Source organism: Brevibacillus sp. B_LB10_24 (assembly GCF_046036945.1).
In the GTDB taxonomy this organism is placed as follows: Bacteria; Bacillota; Bacilli; order Brevibacillales; family Brevibacillaceae; genus Brevibacillus_C.
Genome location: NZ_JBJQOQ010000014.1, coordinates 32,722 through 55,195 on the forward strand (window position 1 = coordinate 32,722; position 22,474 = coordinate 55,195).

The window sequence follows — 22,474 nt, forward strand, 5'->3', positions numbered from 1 at the left end:
TTTCGCTTTCACTTGAATACCCCTTTTCCCTATGTTTTTGTCTTTAACACTGCTAACATCAAATCAGTGATTCAAAATACGGCTGAGGAATAGCTTTGCCCGTTCTTCACGCGGGTTGGCGAAGAAGTCGCGAGGATGTGCCTCCTCCAAAATCTGCCCCTGATCCATGAACACGATGCGGTCCGCCACCTCGCGGGCAAACCCCATTTCGTGGGTCACAACAACCATTGTCATGCCTTCTTGTGCCAACTTTTTCATGACATCCAGCACTTCGCCAATCGTTTCCGGGTCGAGCGCGGATGTTGGCTCATCGAACAGCATGATTTTGGGTTTCATCGCGAGTCCACGTGCAATTGCGACACGCTGCTGCTGGCCACCTGAGAGCTGGCTCGGATACTTCAGCGCTTTATCCGGGATTCCTACCTTCTCCAGATAATAGGTGGCTGTTTCTATCGCTTCCTTCTCGGAAATGCGCAGTACCTTGATCGGAGCAAGCGTAATGTTTTGCAGTACCGTCTTGTGTGGATACAGGTTAAAATGTTGGAACACCATGCCGATGTCACGGCGGAGGTTGTTGATATCGGTATTTTTGTCGTTTACCTTGACATTGTCGACAACCAGCTCTCCGCTTGAAATCGTTTCCAAACGGTTGATGCACCGGACCAACGTGCTTTTTCCGGATCCAGATGGACCGATGACCACGACGACTTCCCCCTGGTTGATGTGTAGGTTAATGTTTTTCAGGACGTGGAAGTTCCCATAATGCTTATTCACTTGATGAAAGCTAATCAACCAAGATCCCCCTTTTTTATTTTCTAATTACGATAATAACCTCGGTTCTACCGGATTCTACAGGAAAAGACAGATTATTTACCTTTTTCACTACATTTTCATAAAGATGAGTTGACCGTTTGCTGTAATATTCTGAATTACATTCAGGAGTACATACTGTCGTATCAGGGGAATTTAAAATCATGGTGAAGGATGAAGTGCATCCCCTGTCCGCAGGAGGCGCTCCGCTCACTTCCGAGGATACTGCAAGCGGCCAAAAAAAGCCGCCTCGAAGGCGGCTTTTTGCGTTTTTACTGTCATGTTGATGTAGTTATTTGCCAACGAAAATAGGAACCGTTCCACTGCTTTTCGTTTCTTCCACCTGGAGTCCTGACATTTTTACCAGATTGGAATCTTTCTTGGGCAGGAGATAAGTCAACGTGACCGTCTCCCGCGATTTCGCAAGGATCATATCCTCGTACACCTCGTCGTATATTTTCAGATTGATCTCTTCTGGTCCTTTATTGGGGACGACATGCAGTTTATCTTTACTGTGGTAGACTTCCAGGATGTGGATCTGTTTATTGCCAAACGATCATTTCTCCGACTTCTTCGAATCCAGCCCTCTTATATATGTTGAGGCCATCTTGAGAGGCTTGTAAAACGCAAGGCTTTCCGTTTTTCTCTGTTTTTATCTGACTGAGAAGGAAATCAAACATGACGCTTCCGAAACCTCTCCCTCTAAACTCTTTCCTGGTCATTACATCATAAATGCCATAACTGTTGTCTGCTTCTATGACACATCCGGTTGACACTGCTTGCCCACGAAAAAAGCCAACAAACCATCTCATCTTCTTCTGAGAGGGTTGGTAATTGGCTGCCACGTTTTTAAAAAACAGTTGAAGTACTGCTTGTTCGGGGGTGCCTTCAAATAGCGATTGAAAAACCTCACCATATAAGAAGACATCCTTTTGATCTTTCACCTCTTTTATATCTAACACACCGGCAGATAAAGGAGCATTGTATTTGATGTAGTCATGATCTAACTTCATGGTTATGTTTCGCTCTGCTTCATTCATGCCTGCGTCGTCAAGCCATGTTACTGTATCATTCGTCAAAAAACGCCTGTCTACCCAAATACTCAAGGGGAACCCTTTATTGGCAAATGAATCAATGGTTTCTTTGACGGTGGTTTCCATAGCGGCAGGCAATGGGGATAAAGGCACAAGCACATTAAAAGTATCGGATGGAAAACCTGAGTCAATGGCTACGAAATGTTTATTTTCTATTACTCTGGCACCTCGAGTGAAAAATGTAAGAAATGTTGCTTTCCTTATAAAATTGCTCAATACCAATTCTTGGTACAAGGTCATAATTTTCACCTTTCTTACAAATAAATTAAAGAGCGCTCTTTGGAAATTATTATACATATGAAATAGGAGTTTTCATACAATGTTCACAATCTTTTATATCCTCCCATAATATTTAGAATTATCTGCCGTAATAGAGTTTATGGAACCTCAAATAGACCGCCTCGTATAATAGATGGAGAAAAAGAATGGGAATGGAGGAATATGATTGATTCATTCTAGCGATCAGGATTTCATCCACGAACGTTGTGACCGGCGGATGGAGCCTTTCTACTGGATATTAACGTTCGAAGCCATGTCATTTGTCTTCCTATTGGGGATAGCGCTGATCGGCGGTCCTATCTATTTGGTATACCTGTATCAATCATGGACCTACATACTTCTCCTCCTCTTGCTGCCGGGGGCATGGCTTGTAAGATTTACGATTCGTTATTTGCGGTCGGCGATACGCAAAAATCGCCTGCTTAACCGGTATAAGCTGTACGAGGATCGGATCGAGTATCGAATCTACAACCACAGTGAGAATACGGTTCGTGAGGATGCCATCAGATTCGGGCAGATTGACCGTGTCTACGTTTCGAAGTATATTTCGCAGTATGATTATGCCTATCGGAAAAGCAAGTTGAGAGAGGCACAACCTGTTTTTCGTATTTTACCAATCATATATATCCAATACCGGGATGGAATGAACAAGAAGCGGGTGCTTGCCGTACCTTTCTACGAAAATGGCGAAACCGAAATTTGGCTGAAAGAACTGCAAAACCACGGCACCCCTCTCTGGGCGACGAATCGGCTGCTGTCCGAATTGCCGGAAGAGGAACAGCTTGGCATGTTGGACGAAGAAGTAAGCTCGATGCCGTTTCCCTTCGATCGTTATTTGCAGCCAAAATTGGATTCGATCCTCAATGAAATAGAGCGCCGGGAACGGGCGAAGAATCCCGATGAGTTCCACGACGCAGCCCAAGCCCAAGTGGATCCGCGGCACAGCGGAACTGCCGGCAGGAACGCTTTACAAGCCCTGATGCGATTGAAACCGCAGCGGTCAACTCTGATCATATTCACGCTGCTGTTCGCTTTCCTCTTTGTTTCCATCAAGCTGGCCGATAAGGGCATTATTTCCCCGGACTCGACCGGAATATGTCTTGCCGTGCTGTTTGTCGCCGCAGTAGTCTACCAGTATTTGGTGAAACATTTGACGTTCTGGGTTCCTTTGCGCTTCCTCTTCATTTCGTTTTTCGGTTGGGCGCTGATCGGCGGTTTTATGCTGGAGAGCAGCGCCGGTCCCGCACCCGGTGAAGAATACTACACCTCCGCGATGGCTGCCGTGATCTTGATGGCGGGTGCCGTCTGGCCGCTGTTCGGTATCTTGTACTGGCTGCGCCGGAAACGAAGGGATAGACGCGGTGTTTGACGACAACAAGTTCCATTGATGGAGTCTACAACGATAGGAGGAGCCTATGACATTCTATTCGGAAATGTTTTTTTCCAAGTGGCACTTGATTACCGCTGTCATGATGGCGATCGCTTGGATTTCGCTCATCGCGGGAGGATACGAGCGGCGCGTCGTACTTCGCAGCGGAATGGGAGCGATGGTATTCCTATACGTGGTCACGACGATTCCGATCGCGACGATTACCTACCAGGAAAAATCGATCGATACTTGGATGCGCCAGCAAATCGTTCACCATTATGAAGAGAAAATGCAAAGGATCGGAGGATCCGTCAGCGAAATCGACCGTTTGGCGGTTGCCGCCGGCTCTTTCAAAAGCAAGGATATCTACAAAATCTACATCTACGCCGGGAATTACAACGATTCTTACCGCTTCGACGGCCGATTGGTCGTGAGGATCTATGATAAACAAGGAAAAGAGCTTGATGAAAGTGTATTTGACGGCCTGCACCTCGAACCCGGAGAAGTGAAGAAAGTCGATTCGTTTCATTTGTCTTCCAGTTTCGAGATTTACCGGTACGAGTTTGAACCTCAGAAGGATTGAAACTTGCGACAGCAATCTTTGAGGATCCGGATGGTAAGACCAAACTCGCTTATAGCACAGTTTTTGAAGAAAATGCCCTGGATTCGATAAGGTGAAAACATATGCCGTCCCAGGTGCCGAGCAGACCATGGATCGTCTTGAGGAGCATCTGGCAAGTATGTCTTATAAGGAAGAGGCCAGCCTTGGATTGATGCCCCCCGGTAACAACTCGCTATTTATTTCGCATTGAGTATTACCGTCACGGTGGAGTCTTGCCAATGGTGCTGCGCCGCAAATTATTACAAGAGAAGGATTCCGCCAAAATCATGAGTAAGTAACGCTTTTGAAACGCCCCATGCTTTAAAGTGACTCTGAAGCAGGGGTTTTTTGCTGTGTAATTCAACCGTAGAAGGCGTAAAGCAACGGCCTGCGAAAGAGCTTCAATTGAAACCTGGCATCGGAGGTTATTGTGATGAAAAGCGGTATATCGAAACGGATGAGAATCGTCTATCTGCTCATCGGCTTGCTTTCTTTTGTCTTGATTCCGGCAGTTGTCATTGGCTGCAGCGGAAGCGGCACAGAGAAGGCGGCAGACACGTCGGAAAGCCAGACTAAGCCGGCCGCAGCGGAGAAGCCGGAGCAGAAGGAGCAAACAGTGCAGAATGAACAAACAGAGCAGAAAAGCGAAGAACCTAAAGGCGAAACGCCTATGAACTATGTCGACATGTCAAAGCAGATAGTAATCACAAAGGAGTCGATGGAGCAAGGTGCGCAGCCGCCTGACGCCGTACCTGATGACATTCCCATTTTGGATCATGCGAAGAATACAACCGCCATGAAGATCGGCGATGGAAAAACTCCGGGAGATCCATATTACCAAGTAAACTTCCAGGTATCCGACTCCGTGGAAAAAACCGCTGAACTTTATCGTCAAATCCTGAAGGATAACGGATTAGACATTGCAGCGGAAGAGAAAGACAACGATGTGCAGGTATTCAAGGTATATATACGAAAAACTGGGATACTTCCGTATTGATCGCTAAATTTTCGGATCATACGATGGTTAGCATCATTTATGCAAAGAAATGAAGCGCCCTTGCCGATTTTGGGATTTGCAAAAAGCATGCTCCTGCTCATTGTGTTGTTTCTGAGCGGGAACATGCTTTTTCCATTGCAAGATTTCGTTACGTTCGATTGCCTGCTTCTCTACTCAAGAACTGACTCAGCGACCTTGATGATTTCTTCCGGTTGAAGCCCTTTGGCTGACATGCTGTACAACACGCCATTCGCTTCCCAGTCGATGGTATGCTCCCCGGTGAGTACAGCTTCGACGCCATTCATTTTGATCGCCTCGATCTTGTTGGAAGTGGCTGCTCCAAAAGCGGTCTCTTCATCTGCCTGGCGCTGCTGCATAAAGATCTCCTCACCCGTTACTTGATTTTTATAGTAAATGTTGATGTACTTGGAGTTGCTCACACCTCCCTGTTCATCCTGATAGAATTCAGCACGGTCAAAAATGTATCCCTCGGGATGGTAGCTTGGAAGCAATACATGAAAGGAGGTGTACTGATCCAGCTTCTCAGCATCTTTTACCACAAGTGTGTTTACATCAGGCAATGGGGCACCAACTTTCGCAACAGCGAGTGTGCCCCCATCGGGCAATTGTTTCACTTGATCAGGAATAGGCATTCTTTCCGGGTCCGGCTCCGTTTGTGAGACTGTGATATGTCCAAGTGATATTGTTTTAACATGTTTCCGAGAGAAGTCCCCATCCTCTGCAGGTAGGGGATGAATCTTGGTTAGGCGAAGCCTACATGCACTTGTCTATTGCCTGAGGCGTCCATCGTCAAAAAAATGCTGTCTCATTTTCTAAGAGAAGAGACGACTAACGGAGGTTTTTGTGGTATAATGGGAATGTACGTTCCTATTAAGGTGGTGGTCCTTCGTGTAGATCACGTTTCAGTTTCGACTCTAACCGGCTCCCGAACAGGAACAGCTCATGATTCGAACGTTGGACTTGTGCCGGAAGCTGTACAATCGGGCCAAGGATCAACGGGATACCGCCTATAACCAAGAGGGCAAAACCGTCACCTATGCCATGCAGCAGAATGAATTGCCCGCCTTCAAGAAGGAATTCCCCGCATACGGAAGGTTGCGAGAATCCACCAAAAAGTCGCGCGGCAGCGCAAAGATTTTTTGCACAAACAATCATACCGCATCGTCAAAAGTGGACCGAACACCGTAGGGAGGGTTTGCCCCGAACGGGATGCGTAACGCATCGAACGCTTGTGGAGATCATGTAAGACCTTTCCTTCAGAAAGGCAACGATCGTCGAAACAAGAAGCCCCCGCCTCTTCAGGCGGTGGAACATTCACTGATTCTATCTACTACATCTGACGCAAAGGAAGGCTGCACCGTATACGAAAACAAAGACGGGACTATGGAGAGATCTGGCCGTTCGAAAAAGGAAGACGGAAGTGCCCGAGCATTTGGGGCCGGTTATTGCCGCTGGCGAGTCGGCAGCGCTGGACATGACACTGACGAAAGCGATTCTGGCAATGATTGAAGAGATTGAGGCGAGTAAGCAGGAACTTTCTCTGCAAAATCTTGAGGAATTGCATGAGCTGCATATGGCAAAAATCAAAACAGAAGCGTGAGAGGGGCAGATCGCCCTTCTTTTTCGTTTGTTATCTCAATAAGTTGTATGTACAATTAAATGAGTTTGTTTTTCCCGCAATCTATTTGTAACGAAACCTGGCTTTAAGGGACTTATTAGCAGGAGGTGAAAGGATGAAGGATATGGAGCAAATTTATACAGAGTACTTTCAAACAGTGTATAAATACTTATTTTGCCTAACTCGTGATGCTAATTTGTCTGAAGAACTGACACAAGAAACCTTTTACCAGGCATTGAAAACAGTAAAAAACTTTCGCGGACAATGTAAAATATCCGTTTGGCTCTGCCAAATCGCCAAACATTTATGGTTTAAATATTGGAAAAAGAGAAATAAATTAGATAATTTTCCTTTAGATGAGAGCGAGTTTACACTCTCCCTCTCCATAACAGAAAAGGCCATAGACGAAATATTAATGAAAGAGGAGAAAACCGAATTGTATCGTAAAATTCAGGGCCTCGACGAACAGACAAAAGAGGTTATGCTGCTTAGGATAACAGGGGGACTAAGTTTTAGAGAGATTGGCGACATATTAAGCCGAAATGAGACATGGGCGCGCGTAACCTTTTACAGAGGAAAACAAAAATTATTAAGGGAGGAATTAAAATGAAACAAAATTTGCCTTGCAGTATTGTCCAAGATTTGATTCCGAACTACATAGAAAAACTTGCAAGTGAAGAAACCAATCATTTTCTTGAAGAACACATGAACTCCTGCGAACAATGTCATGACGTGTGGAAAGTTATGACTGCTGAAATCGGCAAGGAAAAAACGTTTCCAAAGGTTGAATTGAAATTTTTGAAAAAGATAAAGAAAACGAGGATCATAGCAGGTGTTTTCTGCCTATTTTTTGCGCTGCTCTGTTCTTTTTGGCTTTATTCTAAAGAATATACGTTTACGAGTGACAAGGGAGTTTTATCGACTGCGATAACGGAATATACTTCTGCCGGCGATCATTCGACAGACGCATATGTTCTGGAAACAAAAGAAATAGACGGAGTATTAATTGCATTTTTCAAAGATAACGCCAATCCGAATGTTTATGGCTTCGCTCGGCTATTAAAAGGAGTGAATCAGAAATATAGATTAGTAAATGTTAAATACAGTCCGAGCAATTATTCGGCAGTCTTGAAATCCTATCGATTTGACACCAAGAAGGGGACTTGTTATGCGGTGGGTGGTTATCATTGTGAGAATATCGCTGCTTATGGACTTCGTTTCCTTGAAGACGGATACCGTGATACCCGAAGGTTGTTAACGTTTGATATAAGAAATAACCAGTTCCTGGACTTGTACAGTGAGTCGGACCTGCAGAATACGTTACGAGAACAAATGGGGGAAGCTGGGCAACTTAGCTTAAATCACTCTGGCCTGGTTCTTTTAGATTCAAAAGGTACAGATATCACAGAAAGTTATCGAATGCCTGAGAGCGGCGATAAAGGATGGAGTGCCAGTGTAGCAACAATGGAACAGTTTATGCTATACGTACTTATTGCCATTGTGCTTATTTTAGGGGTTGTATTTGCAAGGTATTTTTTAAGTGCCAAATAGATTTTTACATTACGTTATTGGCTGAAACATATCAGGTTAAGTTGACGAATGATTTAGGGAATCAGCCAGTAGAGCTTCATCATATCGAAAGTGATCATGCAAAAGATTCAACAATTCTTTACATACCAAATGAAAAAGTACTAAAAATAAAATTGTTTGACTATCAGAATAGTCATTGACAAAATGTGACTACCGCGATAGTCTTAATTTACACATAACTACTGCAGTAGTCAGGGGTGAACTCTATGAGTATCAAACTGTTCGATTCGGAACTGAAAGTCATGGAAGCCTTATGGAAGGAAGGTGAATTAACAGCTGGACAGCTTGCCAAAATCCTCAATGATGACACGGGTTGGAATCGCAACACAACGTATACCATCATCAAGAAGCTAATCAAAAAAGGCGCTATCGAGCGTAAAGAACCAAACTTTACCTGCAAGGCTCTAATTACAAAAAGGCAGGTACAAAAACAGGAAACTGAGGAACTTATCAACAAGGTATTTGACGGGTCTACCGAACTGTTTTTCTCCACATATATCAATGAGAAAAACCTTACCAAGGAAGAGATTGACAGGCTTAAACAAATTGTTGAGAACCTAAAGTGAGGCGTTACAATGGATATTTTTCAAATGAGCCTGTCCGCTGCCGTACTCATTATCGCCATCGTGGTGATCCGGCTCTTGAGTTTGAACAAGCTTCCTAAGAACACGTTCCTTGTGCTTTGGGGCGTTGCAGCCTTTCGTTTGTTGATACCATATTCCACTGCTTCAAGGTTCAGCCTCTACAATATCGTTGACAGCATTGCAGCTTTCTTCTCTCCCCACGTCGTTATGCCTGGCGTGGCAAGCTACTTTTGGTATGACAGCACACCGACAGGAACACAAGGGGATTTGCCGATACAGGGCGGGACATTCACCGTATCACCGATGTACATGATTTGGATTATTGGTGCGGCGGCTGTGGCCAGCTTTTTTGCTACTGCTTTTTACAAAAGCTGCAAAGAATTGAAAATGGCGATCCCGATCCGCAACAATGCTCTCGTAGACGAATGGTGCAGCGAACATAAGCTGCTTCGTCCTATACAAGTCCTGATGTCAGACAGAATAACCACTCCTGTGGCAGTTGGGATATTGAAGCCCCGCATCATTTTCCCCAAGACAATGGACTTTACCGACAAGCGGCTTATGCAATACGTACTGGCGCATGAATTTCAGCACATCAAGCACTTTGACATGCTTTGGAAGCTCGTTTTGATGCTTGTGCTCTGCGTCCATTGGTTTAACCCGTTGGTCTGGATCATGTACGTGCTGGCAAATCGAGATTTGGAAATGGCCTGCGACGAGAAAGTCCTTACATTATTTGGCGAGGGAACAAGGTCTGAATATGCCCTGTCCTTGATAGGCATGGCAGAGCAGAGAAGCAGGTTCACAATGCTCTACAATGGTTTTAGCAAAAATGCAACCGAAGAAAGGATTGTGTCTATTATGAAATTTAAGAAGGCATCCATTTCTACAATAATAACAGCCATTTTGCTTGCGGCAGGCGTCACAACAGTATTTGCAACAGCTTATAAGGATCCCGGCACAACCAAAGCAGAGCAAGGAGTTCAGACGCGGACAGTGCCAACTACTGTTAGCATGAACGAAGCTAAAGACGAATCTGCAGAGGAATATCCTCCCTATACCTTGAAAAATCGTCGGGCATTTGCCGATTTTGCTGAATTCCTGCAGTATGATGAGACCATGCATGTTTACCGTTTTGACGGAAAGTGGGTACGTACTTTGTACGATGAAAACATTTGGAAAGGCAAGTCATATAGCGGCCTTATGAGATCTGGCATTACCGATAATCCAAACGATATAATTGATAGGGGCGAACCAATTGACCTGAAAACCGTGAGAAACCCCGAAACCAACCAGGTAGAAAAACTTGTTGAAATGACGGAAGAAGAAGCAAAAGCGGCAATCGTTCAAATGGCGCCGAAAAATCAATAGGGTTGGATACAATAAACTGGAGGTGGAACAAAAACAAGCAGCGATTTTGCCGCCCATTTCCATATGATCAATACCAAGGGAGTTGATTTGGCATGAACAATGTAACGAAAATGAAAGTCGGTAAACCTGCGGTTGAAGTATTTGAAGCCTTTGTAGATCCCGCGAAAATTGGCGGCTTCTGGTTCTCGTCCAGTTCTGAGAGATGGGCTCCCGGCAAGACGGTTACATTGAGATATGATGAATACAATGCAGAAGCAGTTATCTATGTAGCAGAAGTCGAAGCGAATAAGAAAATCGTATTCAAGTGGGGCCAGGCTGAGGATGAACACGTTGTTACGATTATGCTGGAAGAGCTGGATCATGCGAGCACGGTGGTTGAAGTGAATGAAGAGGGTTTTCAAGAAGATGACATTGGGAACCTGATTGATAATAAAGAAGGCTGGGTGTATATGCTGACCTGCTTAAAGGGGTATTTGGAATTTGGCGTGGATTTGAGAGCAGCATTAGTGAAGTGATCGTATGATTCACCACAGGACGCTTTCCTGTGGTGTTTTTGTATATATAAACCTCATACACATATTGTGAAAAGTGATTTTTCTCTTTACAATGAGATTAGTTTTCATGAAAGTAGCTATAGGTTTAATATTTGCAAAAATATAAATATTACATTATCATCTTGTTAATATAAATTTAGTTTCGGGTCATCTTTTTCCAGTCAAGGGATCATAAAGGGGAGCTGACAGAATGCATGTCTGGAGAAATAAGCCGGAAATAGGTATACACCTTTATTCGACAACAAGACAGTTTGTTATTGAGAAGAATCATTATACGTCTTGGAAGATGATCATTCCGGAATGTGGCAGTCTTCGTTTCGAAATAAAAAACCAAACAGGTATTGCAACCTTTGGTGACGTTGTCTTATTTCCACCGAGAATATCCTTTCGTCATGAAATCTTATCGAAATTAACGTTTCATTCCCTATTCTTCACGTGGTTTCAGCCAGAGGATTACACGTTCGATCACCAACAGTATCCATTTGGAAAAATAACTCTTGAAGACACAGTTCGCCTATCTACGATCTGCGACTTTTTTAGGGAAAGTCTTCTGCGCAAGGATGTGATCAGCCAAGATTGGAAGAATCATCTATTGCACGAAATCCTGTATCAGTTTTTCTTGAAGAATCAACCAAAACAATTCACCAGACCGGCGTTAAAAAATGATCGATTGATAAAACAGGCAGTGGAATTTATCGAGGAACATATGTCTCATCCGATAAGCATAAAGTCAGTCTCCTCTTTATTTGGCCTGAGTCAAGGCCAATTCACACGCAGATTTAAGGAGGCTTACGGGGTTTCACCTATTGAATACTTGACATTATTGCGGATTAAAAAAGCACAAGTGCTTTTGCTTAATTCAAATTTAACGATTGATGATATTGCAACGCGATGCGGGTACCAAAGCGGGTTTTATTTAAGTAGAATTTTCTCGTCAAAAATCAACATTACGCCATCACAATACCGAAAGGAACATGGCTCTTTTATCGGTTTTTTTCATGTGGCCCAACCATGAGAAAACATAAAAATTGGATCAGAACCCTTCTCCAAAGCCCTCTGGCTAAAGAGAAGGGTTTTTTTATGCTTCAGGACAGAGAGTGAGATTTTGTATATAAACAGAATAAAAATGTGCATGTTTGGATTCTGCACATTTAATTATAATGGCGTTACGAATGTTGGAAAATATTTGGAGGTGTAAACGATATGTCTGCTTCAATTAGTGACAAACAATCATTGCAAAAGACAGCGGTCATAGATTGCGATATCCATCATTCCATGGAAAGGATCGAGGACTTGTTTCCTTATCTGCCAAGAGTGTACCGGGATCAAATTGGAGCATGGGGTCCACAATTGCCGGAATTTGGAATGTTGGATGGAGCCGGCTTGAGAGGGTTTAGGCATGATTCGTTTCCTCAAAACAATAAGCCGCCAGGCTCGGATTTGAGCATAATGCGGGATCAATTGTTGGATGCATACGACATTGACTACGGGATACTGACCGGCCAGTTTTTCAAGCATTATGCCAGCTACCATATCGAATACTCGGCAGCTCTTTGCTCGGCCCATAATGATTGGACAGTGGAGCATTGGCTGGATAAAGACGACAGGTTGAGAGGATCGATTCTGGTACCAATCCACGATTCGAAACTGGCGGTAAAAGAAATTGAACGAATGGCAAAAGATAAGCGAATGGTGCAGGTTATCACTGTCGGTGGTTCCAGATATCCATATGGGCAGCGTGTGTTTCATCCGATTTACGAGAAGTGCGTCGAGTATAATCTCCCGTTTGCTATTCATAGCGGATTGGAAGGGGCGGGATTCCTGGGAACCGCAACCGGGGTTGGCTATCCGAGTCATTACCTTGAATATAAAACAATCGGAGCAGGTGCATTTATTGCTCACTTGGCGAGTTTTATCTTCGAAGGAGTATTCGAAATATTCTCTGCATTGAAGGTTGGTTTTCTTGAGGCGGGTATTCACTGGGTGGCCCCAGCACTATGGCAGTTCGACAATGACTGGAAGTGCCTGCGCAATCAGACGCCATGGGTGAAAAAACCCCCTAGTGAATACTACAAGAGCAATGTTTTCGTTGGTCAACAACCGCTAGAGCAATCTCCCGACAAAAACGCGATGCTCCAATCATTAAAATGGATGAACGCGAAAGAAAATCTCGTATTTTGCAGCAATTACCCCCGCTGGGACTTTGAATCACCAATCGAGGTTCTTGCAGCGGAACTGGACGCCGGGCTTCGGGAAAACATCTTGTTTGCCAATGCCAGCGAAATCTATCATTTACCTCGTCGCAAGGAGAGTGATTAACGTGGGCCGGCATCATATCGGTGTGCTGAAGGAATTTAAGCAAGGACAATGCAAAATTGTGGAAGTTGAAAACAAAAGCATTGGTATCTACAACCTTGGCGGGGAACTTTACGGCTTGCGGAACATCTGCCCCCATCAAAATGCGCCGCTTTGCAGAGGAGTGATTGGACCGCTGATTGTCTCTCATGCTCCCAACACATTGGAATATGAACGCGAAGGAGAAATTGTTCACTGCCCATGGCATAGCTGGGAGTTTGATATCAAGACTGGGTGTTTGATCGTGGATCCGAAGATGAGAACCAAGTCGTACGAGGTCACGGTAGAAAGATTTGATGTCTCTGTTGAGGATGGGGATGTGTACATTCAGGTATGAGTGATTGACGAAGATTACTTTTTCCAATCGAAAGGGAGGGATACGAATGGCTACTGAATTGAGTGTACAGAGAAAAAAGACAAAAACCGCGATTATTGATTGCGACATCCATCATAACATTGCTGGACTTAAAGACCTTTACCCATACTTGTCAAAAAAATATCGAGATCAGATCGACCACTGGGGAGATCAACTGCCTCTGCTGCCTTTTCTCAAAGGAGGGGGAGTCAAGGGACGGAGAAACGACTCCTTTCCGGAAAATGGGAGACCCGCTGCCGGTGATTTGGACTTTTTGCAAAAACAGTTACTTGATGAATACAACATAAGGTACGGGATTTTAACTGGACAACACTACAGAATCTATGCAAGTCAACAAGTCGAATACGCCGAGGCGCTTTGTGCGGCGCACAACGATTGGACAATAGACCAATGGCTGGATAAGTGTGACAAATTGCGGGCTTCCATCTTCGTACCCATCCAGGATCCGCTTCTGGCAGCCAAAGAGATTGATCGCATGGCAAAAGATAAACGAATGGTGCAAGTCATTACCGTTTCCGGAGCGAGAATGCCATACGGGCAACGCTTTTATTATCCGATCTACGAGAAATGCGTCGAGTATAATCTGCCCTTTGCGATTCACGTTGGATATGAAGGCGATGGCATTTTCGGAACGCCAACTAGTGTCGGGTATCCAAGTCATTACGCTGAGTGGAAAGCATTACGCCCCCCGTCATTCATGGCTCATTTGGCCAGCTTCATCTACGAAGGTGTATTCGAGCGCTTTCCTACACTAAAAGTAGGATTAATTGAAGGTGGATTCTATTGGGTTGCGCCATTTTTGTGGAAAATGGATCATGATTGGAAATCGTTGCACACCCAGGTACCTTGGTTGAAAAAACCGCCAAGTGAATACTACAAGAGCAATGTATTTATCGGGTCGCAACCCGTGCAGGAAACACCGGAGAAAGAGATATTTGTCCAGCATATGGAATGGTTGAACGCGAAAGATAATCTTGTATTTTGCAGTGATTATCCGCACTGGGATTTTGATTCTCCCACGCATGCTTTTCCTGCAAAGCTAGACCCTGAACTGAGAAACAACATTTTCTACAATAACGCAAGCAAGTTGTACAAATTACCGCCTCTGGATGAAGTCGAGTAAGGTTAGACGGATTTACGGGGGGTAACCCAAGCTAGATAAAAAAATAGAGATGGTAAGGGGTAGTTGGAAAATGCGTAAATATCTCACTCCGTTCCTATGTCTGGTTGTCTCCTTAACTCTTGTTTTTCAAGGCTGTTCTTCCGGGACTCAATCTAGTGAAGTCACTAAATCAGAAGGGGCGAGTAGTGGTCAAAGCGGCGCAAACACTAAGGTCCTTACCATCGCCCAAGCTTCTGATCTGAAAACGTTTGATACCCAAAACTCCCGCAACACGCCGACAGCAACTGTTCTGCGCAATATGTTCAATCATTTGATGAAATTGCAACCAGGCAAGGCACCCGAGCCGGAATTGGTGCAGAGCTATGAGCAAGTTGATGATGTAACATGGAAATTCAAGTTAAAAGAGGGAGTAAAGTTTCATAACGGAGACACATTGACATCGAATGACGTGAAATTCACATTGGACCGGATTTCAAAGGATAAAACGGTCCTGGAGTATGTCTATTACAACAGAATCATTACAGATGTCAAGGTAATTGACGATTTGCAATTTGAAATCATTACGAAAACCAAAGCGCCCACATTATTGAATTTGTTGGTTAAGAACGGTTCGGAGATTCTGCCCAAGAAATACATCGAGGAAAACGGCTGGGATAATTTCCTGAAAAATCCAGTTGGGACGGGTCCGTACAAGTATGTGAAGTGGATAAAAGACGATCGTGTCATTCTGGAGAAATACCCGGAGTATTTCGATGGCGGGGAAAGAGAGTGGGACCAAGTGATTGTACGCGCTATTCCGGAAAACTCTACAAGAGTAAGCGAGCTTTTGACCGGCGGAGTCGACCTTGCCGTAAACATCCCGCCCAACGAATGGGATCGTATCGAAAATTCCCAAGGATTGTCATTGATTAAGCAGGGACATACAAGAGTCATGACCTTGATCTTGCGTACCGGTGAAGGGCACGTGACAAGCAATCCAAGGGTTCGGGAAGCGATTGAGCTGGCAATCGACAAGAAAGCATTGATTACAAATGTGTTGAAAAACGCAGGAAACGAGATCCGAACAAGGGTAGCAGAAGGAATATTTGGTGCAGATCCGGATCTGCAAAACACTTCTCTATACGATCCTGAGCGAGCCAAGCAGTTGTTGGCTGAAGTTGGATATCCAAACGGAGTCGAGCTGACGCTTCAAGCACCGAAAGGAAGATATTTGCTTGACAGCGAGGTCGCTGAGATGGTAGCAGCAATGCTCACTCAGGCAGGATTTAAGGTGAATTTGGAAATTCTTGAATTTAGCGCACTGTCCAATGTGTACACTACACCCCATGCAATTAAGGACATGATGTTAATCGGTTTGGCGGATGACTTGCTGGATGCTTCGTACGTATTGACTCAATTCTACGCAGAAAATGCCGATCAATTAATGGATTACCACAATGCAGAGATTGATGAATTGTACGAAAAGGCTGCAAGCAGTCTTGATATGGAAGAGCGCAAACAAGCATTTTACCGAATTCAGAAAATTGCGTCCGATGAACGTCCGCAAATCCCTCTGTATCAAGAAAAATCGATTTACGGTGTGAATGACAGAATTACCTTTACCCCAAGATTCGATGAGCAGATTTACTTCGATACCATCACCAGGAAATAAAGCAGCTTTGTTTCAAGAAATGAGGCGGGAGAGTGGGACTTCACACAACGGCAGAGGGCTTTCTCTCCCGGCTTTCTATATCGTGGGACTGACGCTGGATACAGGCAAGTAGTATCCAGTTTTCGACTGCTCAGCAGTTGCATGTACGCTGGAAACAATTTTATACAAGAGCAGGTGAAACAATGACCAAATTTTTGATACAACGACTCGTTCAGCTAATCATTGTCCTTTTCCTGATCTCACTCATCGTTTTCGGGCTGATCCATGTTGCTGGGGATCCTGTTGCGTTAATGATGCCGATCGGTTCTACGCAAGAAGAAATCGAGATCTTCCGTGAATCATTAGGATTAAACAAGCCTTTTCTTGTTCAATACTGGATTTTCTTTCAGAACATGTTGCAAGATGATTTCGGCCAATCGTTTCGCTACAATAGCGCTGCTTTGCCCATTGTATTGGAAAGACTGCCTGCAACCTTTGAGCTTGCCTTTGCTTCCATGATAGTGGCAACAATCATTTCAGTTCCGCTCGGGATTTGGTCGGCAACCAGAAGGAATTCATTTCTTGATCTATTCATCACAGGCGGTTCTGTGTTGGGGAAAGCAATGCCAAACTTTTGGCTCGGTATCATGTTGATTTTGCTCTTTTCCGTAAGTTTCCAAATATTCCCGGTCTCTGGTCGCGGATCGATTGAACATTTGATATTGCCGGCTGTCACATTAGGCACCGCTGTTGCCGCTACGATGACGCGGCTGATCCGCTCCAGTATGCTGGAGGTTCTTAATCAAGACTATGTACGAACAGCAAAGAGCAAGGGGTTGCGGGATTTTTTTGTGATTTACAAGCACGCGTTTCGCAATACTTTAATCCCCGTTATTACGATAATCGCACTGCAGGTGTCAACTTTGGTAAGCGGTGCACTCATTACCGAAACGGTATTCGCATGGCCGGGTTTGGGTCAATTAATTGTTCAAGCAGTCAACGGCAGGGATATGGCGATCGTTCAAGCTGCTGTATTTGTCGTGGCGACTATTGTGGTACTCATTAACTTGATAACCGACCTGCTTTATCGTGTGATTGATCCGAGAATCAAGTTCAAATAGGAAAGGGGAATCGGGAATGGAGTACGACATGCCGGCCTCCTCAACAGATGTATCGATTCATGGTAGTCGAACAGAAACGAAAAAAAAGCAACTGAAACGCTGGCTTCAGCTTTTGTTTCAGAGTAAAACGGGAACAGTTGGAGCGATCATAACGCTCATCGTTTGTTTGGTCGGAATCTTCGCTCCGCAGATTTCCCCTTATACTCCTGATGAAATCAACCCTGCACATATGTTAGTTCCTCCTTTCTGGGTCGAAGGGGGCACTAGTGAACATATTCTCGGGACAGATCAGATGGGCAGGGATATAGTAAGCCGAATCATTTATGGAACGCAAATTTCACTCCTGGTTGGAGTTTGTTCCGTGGTACTGTCAGGATTGATTGGATTGTTTATCGGATTGATTTCCGGTTATTACGGAAAATGGATCGATATTGTTTCGATGCGTCTTGTGGATGCCTTTCTAGCCATACCAAACATTTTGTTTACATTAGTCGTATTAGGGGTGGTTGGACCCGGAGTTGTAACGTTGATCTTTGTTATTGGCGTAACGAATTGGGTTTCCTACGCGCGAATCGTCCGCGGAGAAGTATTAAGCATCAAAGAAAGAGAATTTGTGAAAGCAGCTCGTACGATAGGCGTCAGTAACAGAATGATCATTATGCGTCACATTTTTCCTAACATCTTATCATCCTTTATCGTCATCTCCACGTTAACGGTTGCTACAACGATTTTGCTTGAAGCTTCATTAAGCTTTTTGGGACTGGGGATACAACCGCCAACCGTTTCGTGGGGGGGCATGCTAAGCGACGGGCGAAATTACTTGGCCACGAATTGGTGGCTTGCCACGTTTCCGGGATTAGCCATTACGTTTACCGTTCTAGGAATCATATTCCTTGGAGACTGGTTGCGCGATATTTTGGATCCGCACTCGCAGGGGAGGGATTTGTAAAATGAAGAAAAATAAGGAACATCCGCTGCTCGAGGTTAAACAACTGAAGACGTGTTTCTCCACTACATATGGACTTGTCCCGATTGTAGATGGTGTCTCGTTTCACATTAACAGGGGTGAAACCGTAGCCGTTGTCGGAGAGTCTGGATGTGGGAAGAGTGTTACTTCGTTGTCGATTATGGGTCTATTGCCGAAATTGGCGAAAATCGAAAAGGGAGAAATCCTGTTTGAAGGAAAAGATTTAGGAAAGGCCTCAAAAAAAGAAATGAGGGAAATTCGGGGAAACGAAATTTCAATGATTTTCCAGGAGCCCCTTACTTCATTAAATCCGTTGTTTACCATTGGCAATCAACTCTCGGAAGTAATCAGACTCCATGAAAAAGTAAGCAAAAATGAAGCCAGAAAAAAAGGGATTGACATATTGACACGTGTTGGGATTGCCCGCGCTGAGAAAATGTATTCGACCTATCCTCATTTATTAAGTGGGGGGATGAGACAAAGAGTTATGATTGCGATGGCGCTTGCCTGCAATCCCAAGTTATTGATTGCAGATGAACCGACCACTGCGCTGGACGTCACGATTCAGGCCCAAATTCTGCAGCTGATGAGACAGCTTTCACAGGAATTTGGCACCTCAATTATGTTAATCACGCATGATCTGGGTGTTGTTGCGGAAATGGCCGACAGGGTGATTGTGATGTACGCCGGACAGGTTGTGGAGCAGGGAGATGTTTATTCTCTATTTCAAAATCCAAAACACCCCTATACGAAAAGTTTATTAAAAAGCACCCCCAACATTGATCAATCGAATGAAACCCTGGAACCGATTGAAGGTACTGTTCCCAGCCCGATGGAGATGCCCAAGGGGTGTCGATTCCATCCGAGATGTCCATGTAAATTGGAGAAATGTGCGAGTGAATCTCCCCAGATGTATCCCCTTTCGAGGGAACATGATGTTCGCTGTTGGCTTTTTGATGGACCAAGCGAGGTGGCGATATGAGAGGGACAGAGAATGAAAAGTATCTGCTGGAATTGCGTGCCTTAAAAAAGCATTTCAACCTTTCCGGAGGATGGTTATCAAAAAAGAAGGAAGTGTTGCGGGCAGTTGACGGCATTGATCTGCAAATAAAAAAAGGGGAGACGGTAGGGATTGTAGGAGAGTCCGGCTGCGGCAAGTCTACGACTGGCAATATGGTTGTTCAACTGCTGGAACCAACGGAAGGGCAAATCTTGTTTGAAGGGAGAGATTTGTTCTCCATGACAAAAGAAGAGTTGGCAAGCAGGAGACCTGATATTCAAATGATCTTTCAGGATCCTTTTTCCTCGCTAAACCCTCGAATGCGAGTCTTCGATATCATTGCGGAGCCGCTGCGGACCCACAAAAAAGCAGGAGGAGCAGAGCTGGGAAAACGAGTGGCAGATTTAATGGATACCGTGGGATTAAGCAAGACGTATGCGCACCGTTTTCCACATGAATTTAGCGGGGGACAAAGACAAAGGGTCGGAATCGCCAGGGCCTTGGCTCTTAATCCGAAGCTAATTGTTTGTGATGAGCCGGTATCAGCGCTAGATGTGTCAATACAGGCCCAGATCCTAAACTTGCTTCAATCCTTGCAAAAAGAATTTCAACTGACGTATATGTTTATCGCCCACGGTATACCCGCGATTAAGTATATCAGTGATCGCATTGCTGTTATGTATTTGGGAAAAATTGTGGAAGTCGGCGAGAAGGAGCAGATCTTCCAACAACCCCTACATCCTTACACCAAAGGGTTGTTGTCAGCCGTTCCCGTACCAGACCCCTTTAGAAGAAATGAGAGAGGTCGAATTTTCTTAAGTGGTGAAATTCCAAATGCCATCAACCCTCCATCTGGTTGTCGTTTTCACACGAGATGTCCTTATGCAGATAAAAAGTGCAAGGAAGAGGTCCCTTCATTGCGTGAAATTGGGCCAGGTCAACAGGTTGCTTGTCATTATTCGGTAGTGTGAGTTATACGTAATGGCCATGGAAAACAGACAAGAGGGGCAGCTCACCCCTCTTCATCACTTACACATGAAACGCCGGAATTTTCCTTCCGTCAATATCGGTAAAGCCGTATTCCTCCGCAAGTTCACCGACTCTGAGAATGTGACCGCTTTTTGCACCTACCTGCGGATCGCTTGATAAAGCGACGATGGCGCGTCCTACATAGTGGGGCGATTCCGTTTGCCCCAGTTCAGGCACTGTATGCCAATTTTCTTCGTCGGTATGGAACGCGGCCAATACCAGCTCCGTTCGCATCCATCCCGGTGAAACGGCGACGACAGCAATATTGTCCTGCCTCAACTCAGTTGCCAATCCAAAAGCCATGCGGTTTAGGGCATTTTTTGCCAAGTCGTAATAAAAATTTCCGATGTATTTGTGGTCATCCCAGAAGGTTGTGTGCACGATAAGACCTGATTGCTTTTCCCGCATCAGAGGAATCGCAAACCGATTGGTTGCAAGCTGTGCCCGCACCCCTGCCTGAAACATGTGATCCCAATGCTGCATCGGCAATTCCCAAAAAGGTTTCTGTTCAATAGATAGTTCGTTGCCGCCCCAAACATTGTTCACCAGGATATCCAGCTGCCCTTGCTCCTGCTGGATGCGGCGGATTACTGACGCTGTCTGCTCGTCATCGGTGTGGTCGCAGCGAACGGCAAATGCTGTTCCGCCGAAGGATTGGATCTCTGCCGCCGTATCGTCTATCGTTCCGGGATAGCCCAGCGTAGACCCGCTTTTGACGCTTCTTCCCGTGACGTAGACTGTCGCGCCAGCTTTCGCCAGCTCTACCGCTATGGCTCTTCCCGCGCCTCTGCTTCCGCCTGTGACCAGTGCAATTTTCCCATCCAATGAATTCATGCGAACTCCCCTTTTCATAAATGTGATTGTGAGTAGGTAGGATCAGTAAGCTTTATTTTAGCTGTTATATATGTCATCTTCTGTCATATTCAAAGCAGAGGAAAAATAAAGGGGAAAGTTCACAGTACGGGTTATTTTTCCTTCAAAAAGGAACAATCGGATCCATGTCGAAATAGTGTCCGATCACGATAACTTGCTGTTGCTTTGGCTGCCGCTTGATTACACTTGGGCATTAAAGGTCAAGCTGCTCGCTTACATATGGCAGTCCTGCTTTATGCTCCTGCTGGTCAGAAATCTTTCCCGGCATGCAGCCGGCACCGGGCTGTTCCGCGGGTATATGGCTTTCCTCAGCCTGTATTCGGCGTTTTTGTTCATAGCGCCGGCACCGTTGATCTACTATACAACCGAAGTAAAAGTGTTCGAATTACTCTATTTGTTTCCTTTGGCTTGGGTTTTTTATTTGGTCGGCAGAATGGTCGTCAGAAATCACTCTGACGCTGTATTTTTGCTGTTTGCTGCCACGAGCGTTTTTTCCAGCATTTTCTGGGGCGTGTTACAAAATATCCTGGAAGTGGACAACATCTACTATCCGATCGATGTGATCGGGGCCATTGTCGGATTTTCGGCATACTGGTTTAAACGGTATTTCCGCAATTCTGAGGAAAATGCCAAGCTGAACGAGCAGTTGAGACAGGCAGACAAGCTGAAGGACCAGTTTCTTGCCAATACCTCTCATGAGCTGAGAACGCCGCTGCACGGGATTATCAATATTGCCCAGACCGTCGTCGCCAATGAGAAGCAGGCGATGAATGCCCGCAGCACCCGGGACATGGAGCTGCTCATCACGATCAGCTGGATGTCACGGCTGATCGACGATCTGCTGGATGTCGTCCGGCTGCAAGACAAGCGCATTGTGCTTCATAAAGAGCCGCTGCATGTCCAATCGGTGGTTTCCGGTGTCATCGACACGCTCACATTTATGATCGACGTCAAGCCTATTCAACTGAAGATGGAGATTCCCGATCCACAGCAAGCCGGGTGAAGGCACGACGGTGTCATTTGTCATACCTGATCGGAATCGGTGATGAAAAGCGGTTTGTTCACTTCGTTCGGGAAATTGGTTCCGAGAACTGATAGAATGGAATACAAAT

General features: G+C 45.0%; 24 protein-coding genes and 2 pseudogenes. 21 read left to right on the forward strand and 5 right to left on the reverse strand.

Annotation, left to right across the window (positions count from 1 at the left end):
• Nucleotides 1-63: 63 nt before the first annotated feature.
• The 3 genes from ACI7RC_RS14310 to ACI7RC_RS14320 all read right to left on the reverse strand — a co-directional run bounded on the left by ACI7RC_RS14310 (nucleotide 64) and on the right by ACI7RC_RS14320 (nucleotide 2,144).
• Complete coding sequence (locus ACI7RC_RS14310) at nucleotides 64-792, reverse strand: amino acid ABC transporter ATP-binding protein (protein WP_408108901.1); 729 nt, start codon at nucleotides 790-792, stop codon at nucleotides 64-66.
• 310 nt (nucleotides 793-1,102) lie between these two features.
• Nucleotides 1,103-1,243, reverse strand: coding sequence for a hypothetical protein (locus ACI7RC_RS14315; RefSeq protein WP_408108902.1), 141 nt, complete (start codon nucleotides 1,241-1,243; stop codon nucleotides 1,103-1,105).
• A 109-nt stretch (nucleotides 1,244-1,352) separates the two neighbouring features.
• Entirely contained in the window at nucleotides 1,353-2,144 is a 792-nt protein-coding gene (locus ACI7RC_RS14320) for a GNAT family N-acetyltransferase (RefSeq protein WP_408108903.1), read from the reverse strand.
• Between the two features lie 205 nt (nucleotides 2,145-2,349).
• On the opposite strand from ACI7RC_RS14320, the gene ACI7RC_RS14325 reads away from it, so the two are divergent.
• The 4 genes and pseudogenes from ACI7RC_RS14325 (at nucleotide 2,350) to ACI7RC_RS14340 (ending at nucleotide 5,150) form a co-directional block, all read left to right on the forward strand.
• The gene (locus ACI7RC_RS14325; RefSeq protein ID WP_408108904.1) at nucleotides 2,350-3,552 is read left to right on the forward strand and encodes a hypothetical protein; all 1,203 of its coding nucleotides are present in this window, start codon (nucleotides 2,350-2,352) and stop codon (nucleotides 3,550-3,552) included.
• Between the two features lie 46 nt (nucleotides 3,553-3,598).
• Nucleotides 3,599-4,135, forward strand: a complete 537-nt coding sequence (locus tag ACI7RC_RS14330) for a hypothetical protein (RefSeq protein ID WP_408108905.1) — start codon at nucleotides 3,599-3,601, stop codon at nucleotides 4,133-4,135.
• 2 nt (nucleotides 4,136-4,137) lie between these two features.
• Nucleotides 4,138-4,298 (forward strand): annotated as a pseudogene (locus ACI7RC_RS14335) (SRPBCC family protein); the annotation flags it as partial.
• 288 nt (nucleotides 4,299-4,586) lie between these two features.
• Complete coding sequence (locus ACI7RC_RS14340) at nucleotides 4,587-5,150, forward strand: hypothetical protein (RefSeq protein ID WP_408108906.1); 564 nt, start codon at nucleotides 4,587-4,589, stop codon at nucleotides 5,148-5,150.
• A gap of 170 nt (nucleotides 5,151-5,320) precedes the next feature.
• Here the strand turns inward: ACI7RC_RS14340 and ACI7RC_RS14345 are convergent, their stop codons facing one another.
• Complete coding sequence (locus ACI7RC_RS14345; protein ID WP_408108907.1) at nucleotides 5,321-5,803, reverse strand: DUF4367 domain-containing protein; 483 nt, start codon at nucleotides 5,801-5,803, stop codon at nucleotides 5,321-5,323.
• Nucleotides 5,804-6,101: 298 nt separating this feature from the next.
• On the opposite strand from ACI7RC_RS14345, the pseudogene ACI7RC_RS14350 reads away from it, so the two are divergent.
• From ACI7RC_RS14350 to ACI7RC_RS14425, 16 genes and pseudogenes are all read left to right on the forward strand, one after another.
• Nucleotides 6,102-6,359 (forward strand): annotated as a pseudogene (locus tag ACI7RC_RS14350) (helix-turn-helix domain-containing protein); the annotation flags it as partial.
• Nucleotides 6,360-6,591: 232 nt separating this feature from the next.
• The gene (locus ACI7RC_RS14355; protein WP_408108908.1) at nucleotides 6,592-6,771 is read left to right on the forward strand and encodes a hypothetical protein; all 180 of its coding nucleotides are present in this window, start codon (nucleotides 6,592-6,594) and stop codon (nucleotides 6,769-6,771) included.
• 133 nt (nucleotides 6,772-6,904) lie between these two features.
• Nucleotides 6,905-7,399 (forward strand): RNA polymerase sigma factor, encoded by a 495-nt coding sequence (locus ACI7RC_RS14360; RefSeq protein WP_408108909.1) that lies wholly within the window; start codon nucleotides 6,905-6,907, stop codon nucleotides 7,397-7,399.
• Nucleotides 7,396-8,340 carry a zf-HC2 domain-containing protein gene (locus tag ACI7RC_RS14365; RefSeq protein WP_408108910.1) on the forward strand — a complete coding sequence of 315 codons (945 nt, stop codon included), beginning with the start codon at nucleotides 7,396-7,398 and terminating at the stop codon, nucleotides 8,338-8,340. The genes ACI7RC_RS14360 and ACI7RC_RS14365 overlap by 4 nt, the downstream gene beginning before the upstream one ends.
• Before the next feature lie 245 nt (nucleotides 8,341-8,585).
• Complete coding sequence (locus tag ACI7RC_RS14370) at nucleotides 8,586-8,945, forward strand: BlaI/MecI/CopY family transcriptional regulator (protein WP_408108911.1); 360 nt, start codon at nucleotides 8,586-8,588, stop codon at nucleotides 8,943-8,945.
• 9 nt (nucleotides 8,946-8,954) lie between these two features.
• Nucleotides 8,955-10,334 carry a M56 family metallopeptidase gene (locus tag ACI7RC_RS14375; RefSeq protein WP_408108912.1) on the forward strand — a complete coding sequence of 460 codons (1,380 nt, stop codon included), beginning with the start codon at nucleotides 8,955-8,957 and terminating at the stop codon, nucleotides 10,332-10,334.
• Between the two features lie 92 nt (nucleotides 10,335-10,426).
• Complete coding sequence (locus ACI7RC_RS14380) at nucleotides 10,427-10,849, forward strand: SRPBCC family protein (protein ID WP_408108913.1); 423 nt, start codon at nucleotides 10,427-10,429, stop codon at nucleotides 10,847-10,849.
• 229 nt (nucleotides 10,850-11,078) lie between these two features.
• Nucleotides 11,079-11,903 carry an AraC family transcriptional regulator gene (locus ACI7RC_RS14385; protein ID WP_408108914.1) on the forward strand — a complete coding sequence of 275 codons (825 nt, stop codon included), beginning with the start codon at nucleotides 11,079-11,081 and terminating at the stop codon, nucleotides 11,901-11,903.
• A gap of 188 nt (nucleotides 11,904-12,091) precedes the next feature.
• Complete coding sequence (locus tag ACI7RC_RS14390; protein ID WP_408108915.1) at nucleotides 12,092-13,207, forward strand: amidohydrolase family protein; 1,116 nt, start codon at nucleotides 12,092-12,094, stop codon at nucleotides 13,205-13,207.
• A gap of 1 nt (nucleotide 13,208) precedes the next feature.
• A complete protein-coding gene (locus ACI7RC_RS14395) occupies nucleotides 13,209-13,580 on the forward strand; it encodes a Rieske (2Fe-2S) protein (protein WP_408108916.1) in 372 nt (123 codons plus the stop codon).
• A 46-nt stretch (nucleotides 13,581-13,626) separates the two neighbouring features.
• Nucleotides 13,627-14,742, forward strand: coding sequence for an amidohydrolase family protein (locus tag ACI7RC_RS14400; RefSeq protein ID WP_408108917.1), 1,116 nt, complete (start codon nucleotides 13,627-13,629; stop codon nucleotides 14,740-14,742).
• Between the two features lie 70 nt (nucleotides 14,743-14,812).
• Entirely contained in the window at nucleotides 14,813-16,393 is a 1,581-nt protein-coding gene (locus ACI7RC_RS14405) for an ABC transporter substrate-binding protein (RefSeq protein WP_408108918.1), read from the forward strand.
• Nucleotides 16,394-16,575: 182 nt separating this feature from the next.
• Nucleotides 16,576-17,493 (forward strand): ABC transporter permease, encoded by a 918-nt coding sequence (locus tag ACI7RC_RS14410; RefSeq protein ID WP_408108919.1) that lies wholly within the window; start codon nucleotides 16,576-16,578, stop codon nucleotides 17,491-17,493.
• A 16-nt stretch (nucleotides 17,494-17,509) separates the two neighbouring features.
• The gene (locus tag ACI7RC_RS14415; RefSeq protein WP_408108920.1) at nucleotides 17,510-18,442 is read left to right on the forward strand and encodes an ABC transporter permease; all 933 of its coding nucleotides are present in this window, start codon (nucleotides 17,510-17,512) and stop codon (nucleotides 18,440-18,442) included.
• Between the two features lies 1 nt (nucleotide 18,443).
• Entirely contained in the window at nucleotides 18,444-19,442 is a 999-nt protein-coding gene (locus tag ACI7RC_RS14420) for an ABC transporter ATP-binding protein (protein WP_408108921.1), read from the forward strand.
• On the forward strand, nucleotides 19,439-20,431 hold the full coding sequence (locus ACI7RC_RS14425) for an ABC transporter ATP-binding protein (RefSeq protein WP_408108922.1): 993 nt from the start codon (nucleotides 19,439-19,441) through the stop codon (nucleotides 20,429-20,431). The genes ACI7RC_RS14420 and ACI7RC_RS14425 overlap by 4 nt, the downstream gene beginning before the upstream one ends.
• A 58-nt stretch (nucleotides 20,432-20,489) precedes the next feature.
• On the opposite strand, the gene ACI7RC_RS14430 is transcribed toward ACI7RC_RS14425, so the two are convergent.
• A complete protein-coding gene (locus tag ACI7RC_RS14430) occupies nucleotides 20,490-21,323 on the reverse strand; it encodes an SDR family NAD(P)-dependent oxidoreductase (protein WP_408108923.1) in 834 nt (277 codons plus the stop codon).
• 175 nt (nucleotides 21,324-21,498) lie between these two features.
• Here ACI7RC_RS14430 and ACI7RC_RS14435 point away from each other — a divergent pair, with 175 nt between their 5' ends.
• Complete coding sequence (locus tag ACI7RC_RS14435) at nucleotides 21,499-22,365, forward strand: sensor histidine kinase (RefSeq protein ID WP_408108924.1); 867 nt, start codon at nucleotides 21,499-21,501, stop codon at nucleotides 22,363-22,365.
• The last annotated feature ends 109 nt before the right edge of the window (nucleotides 22,366-22,474 follow it).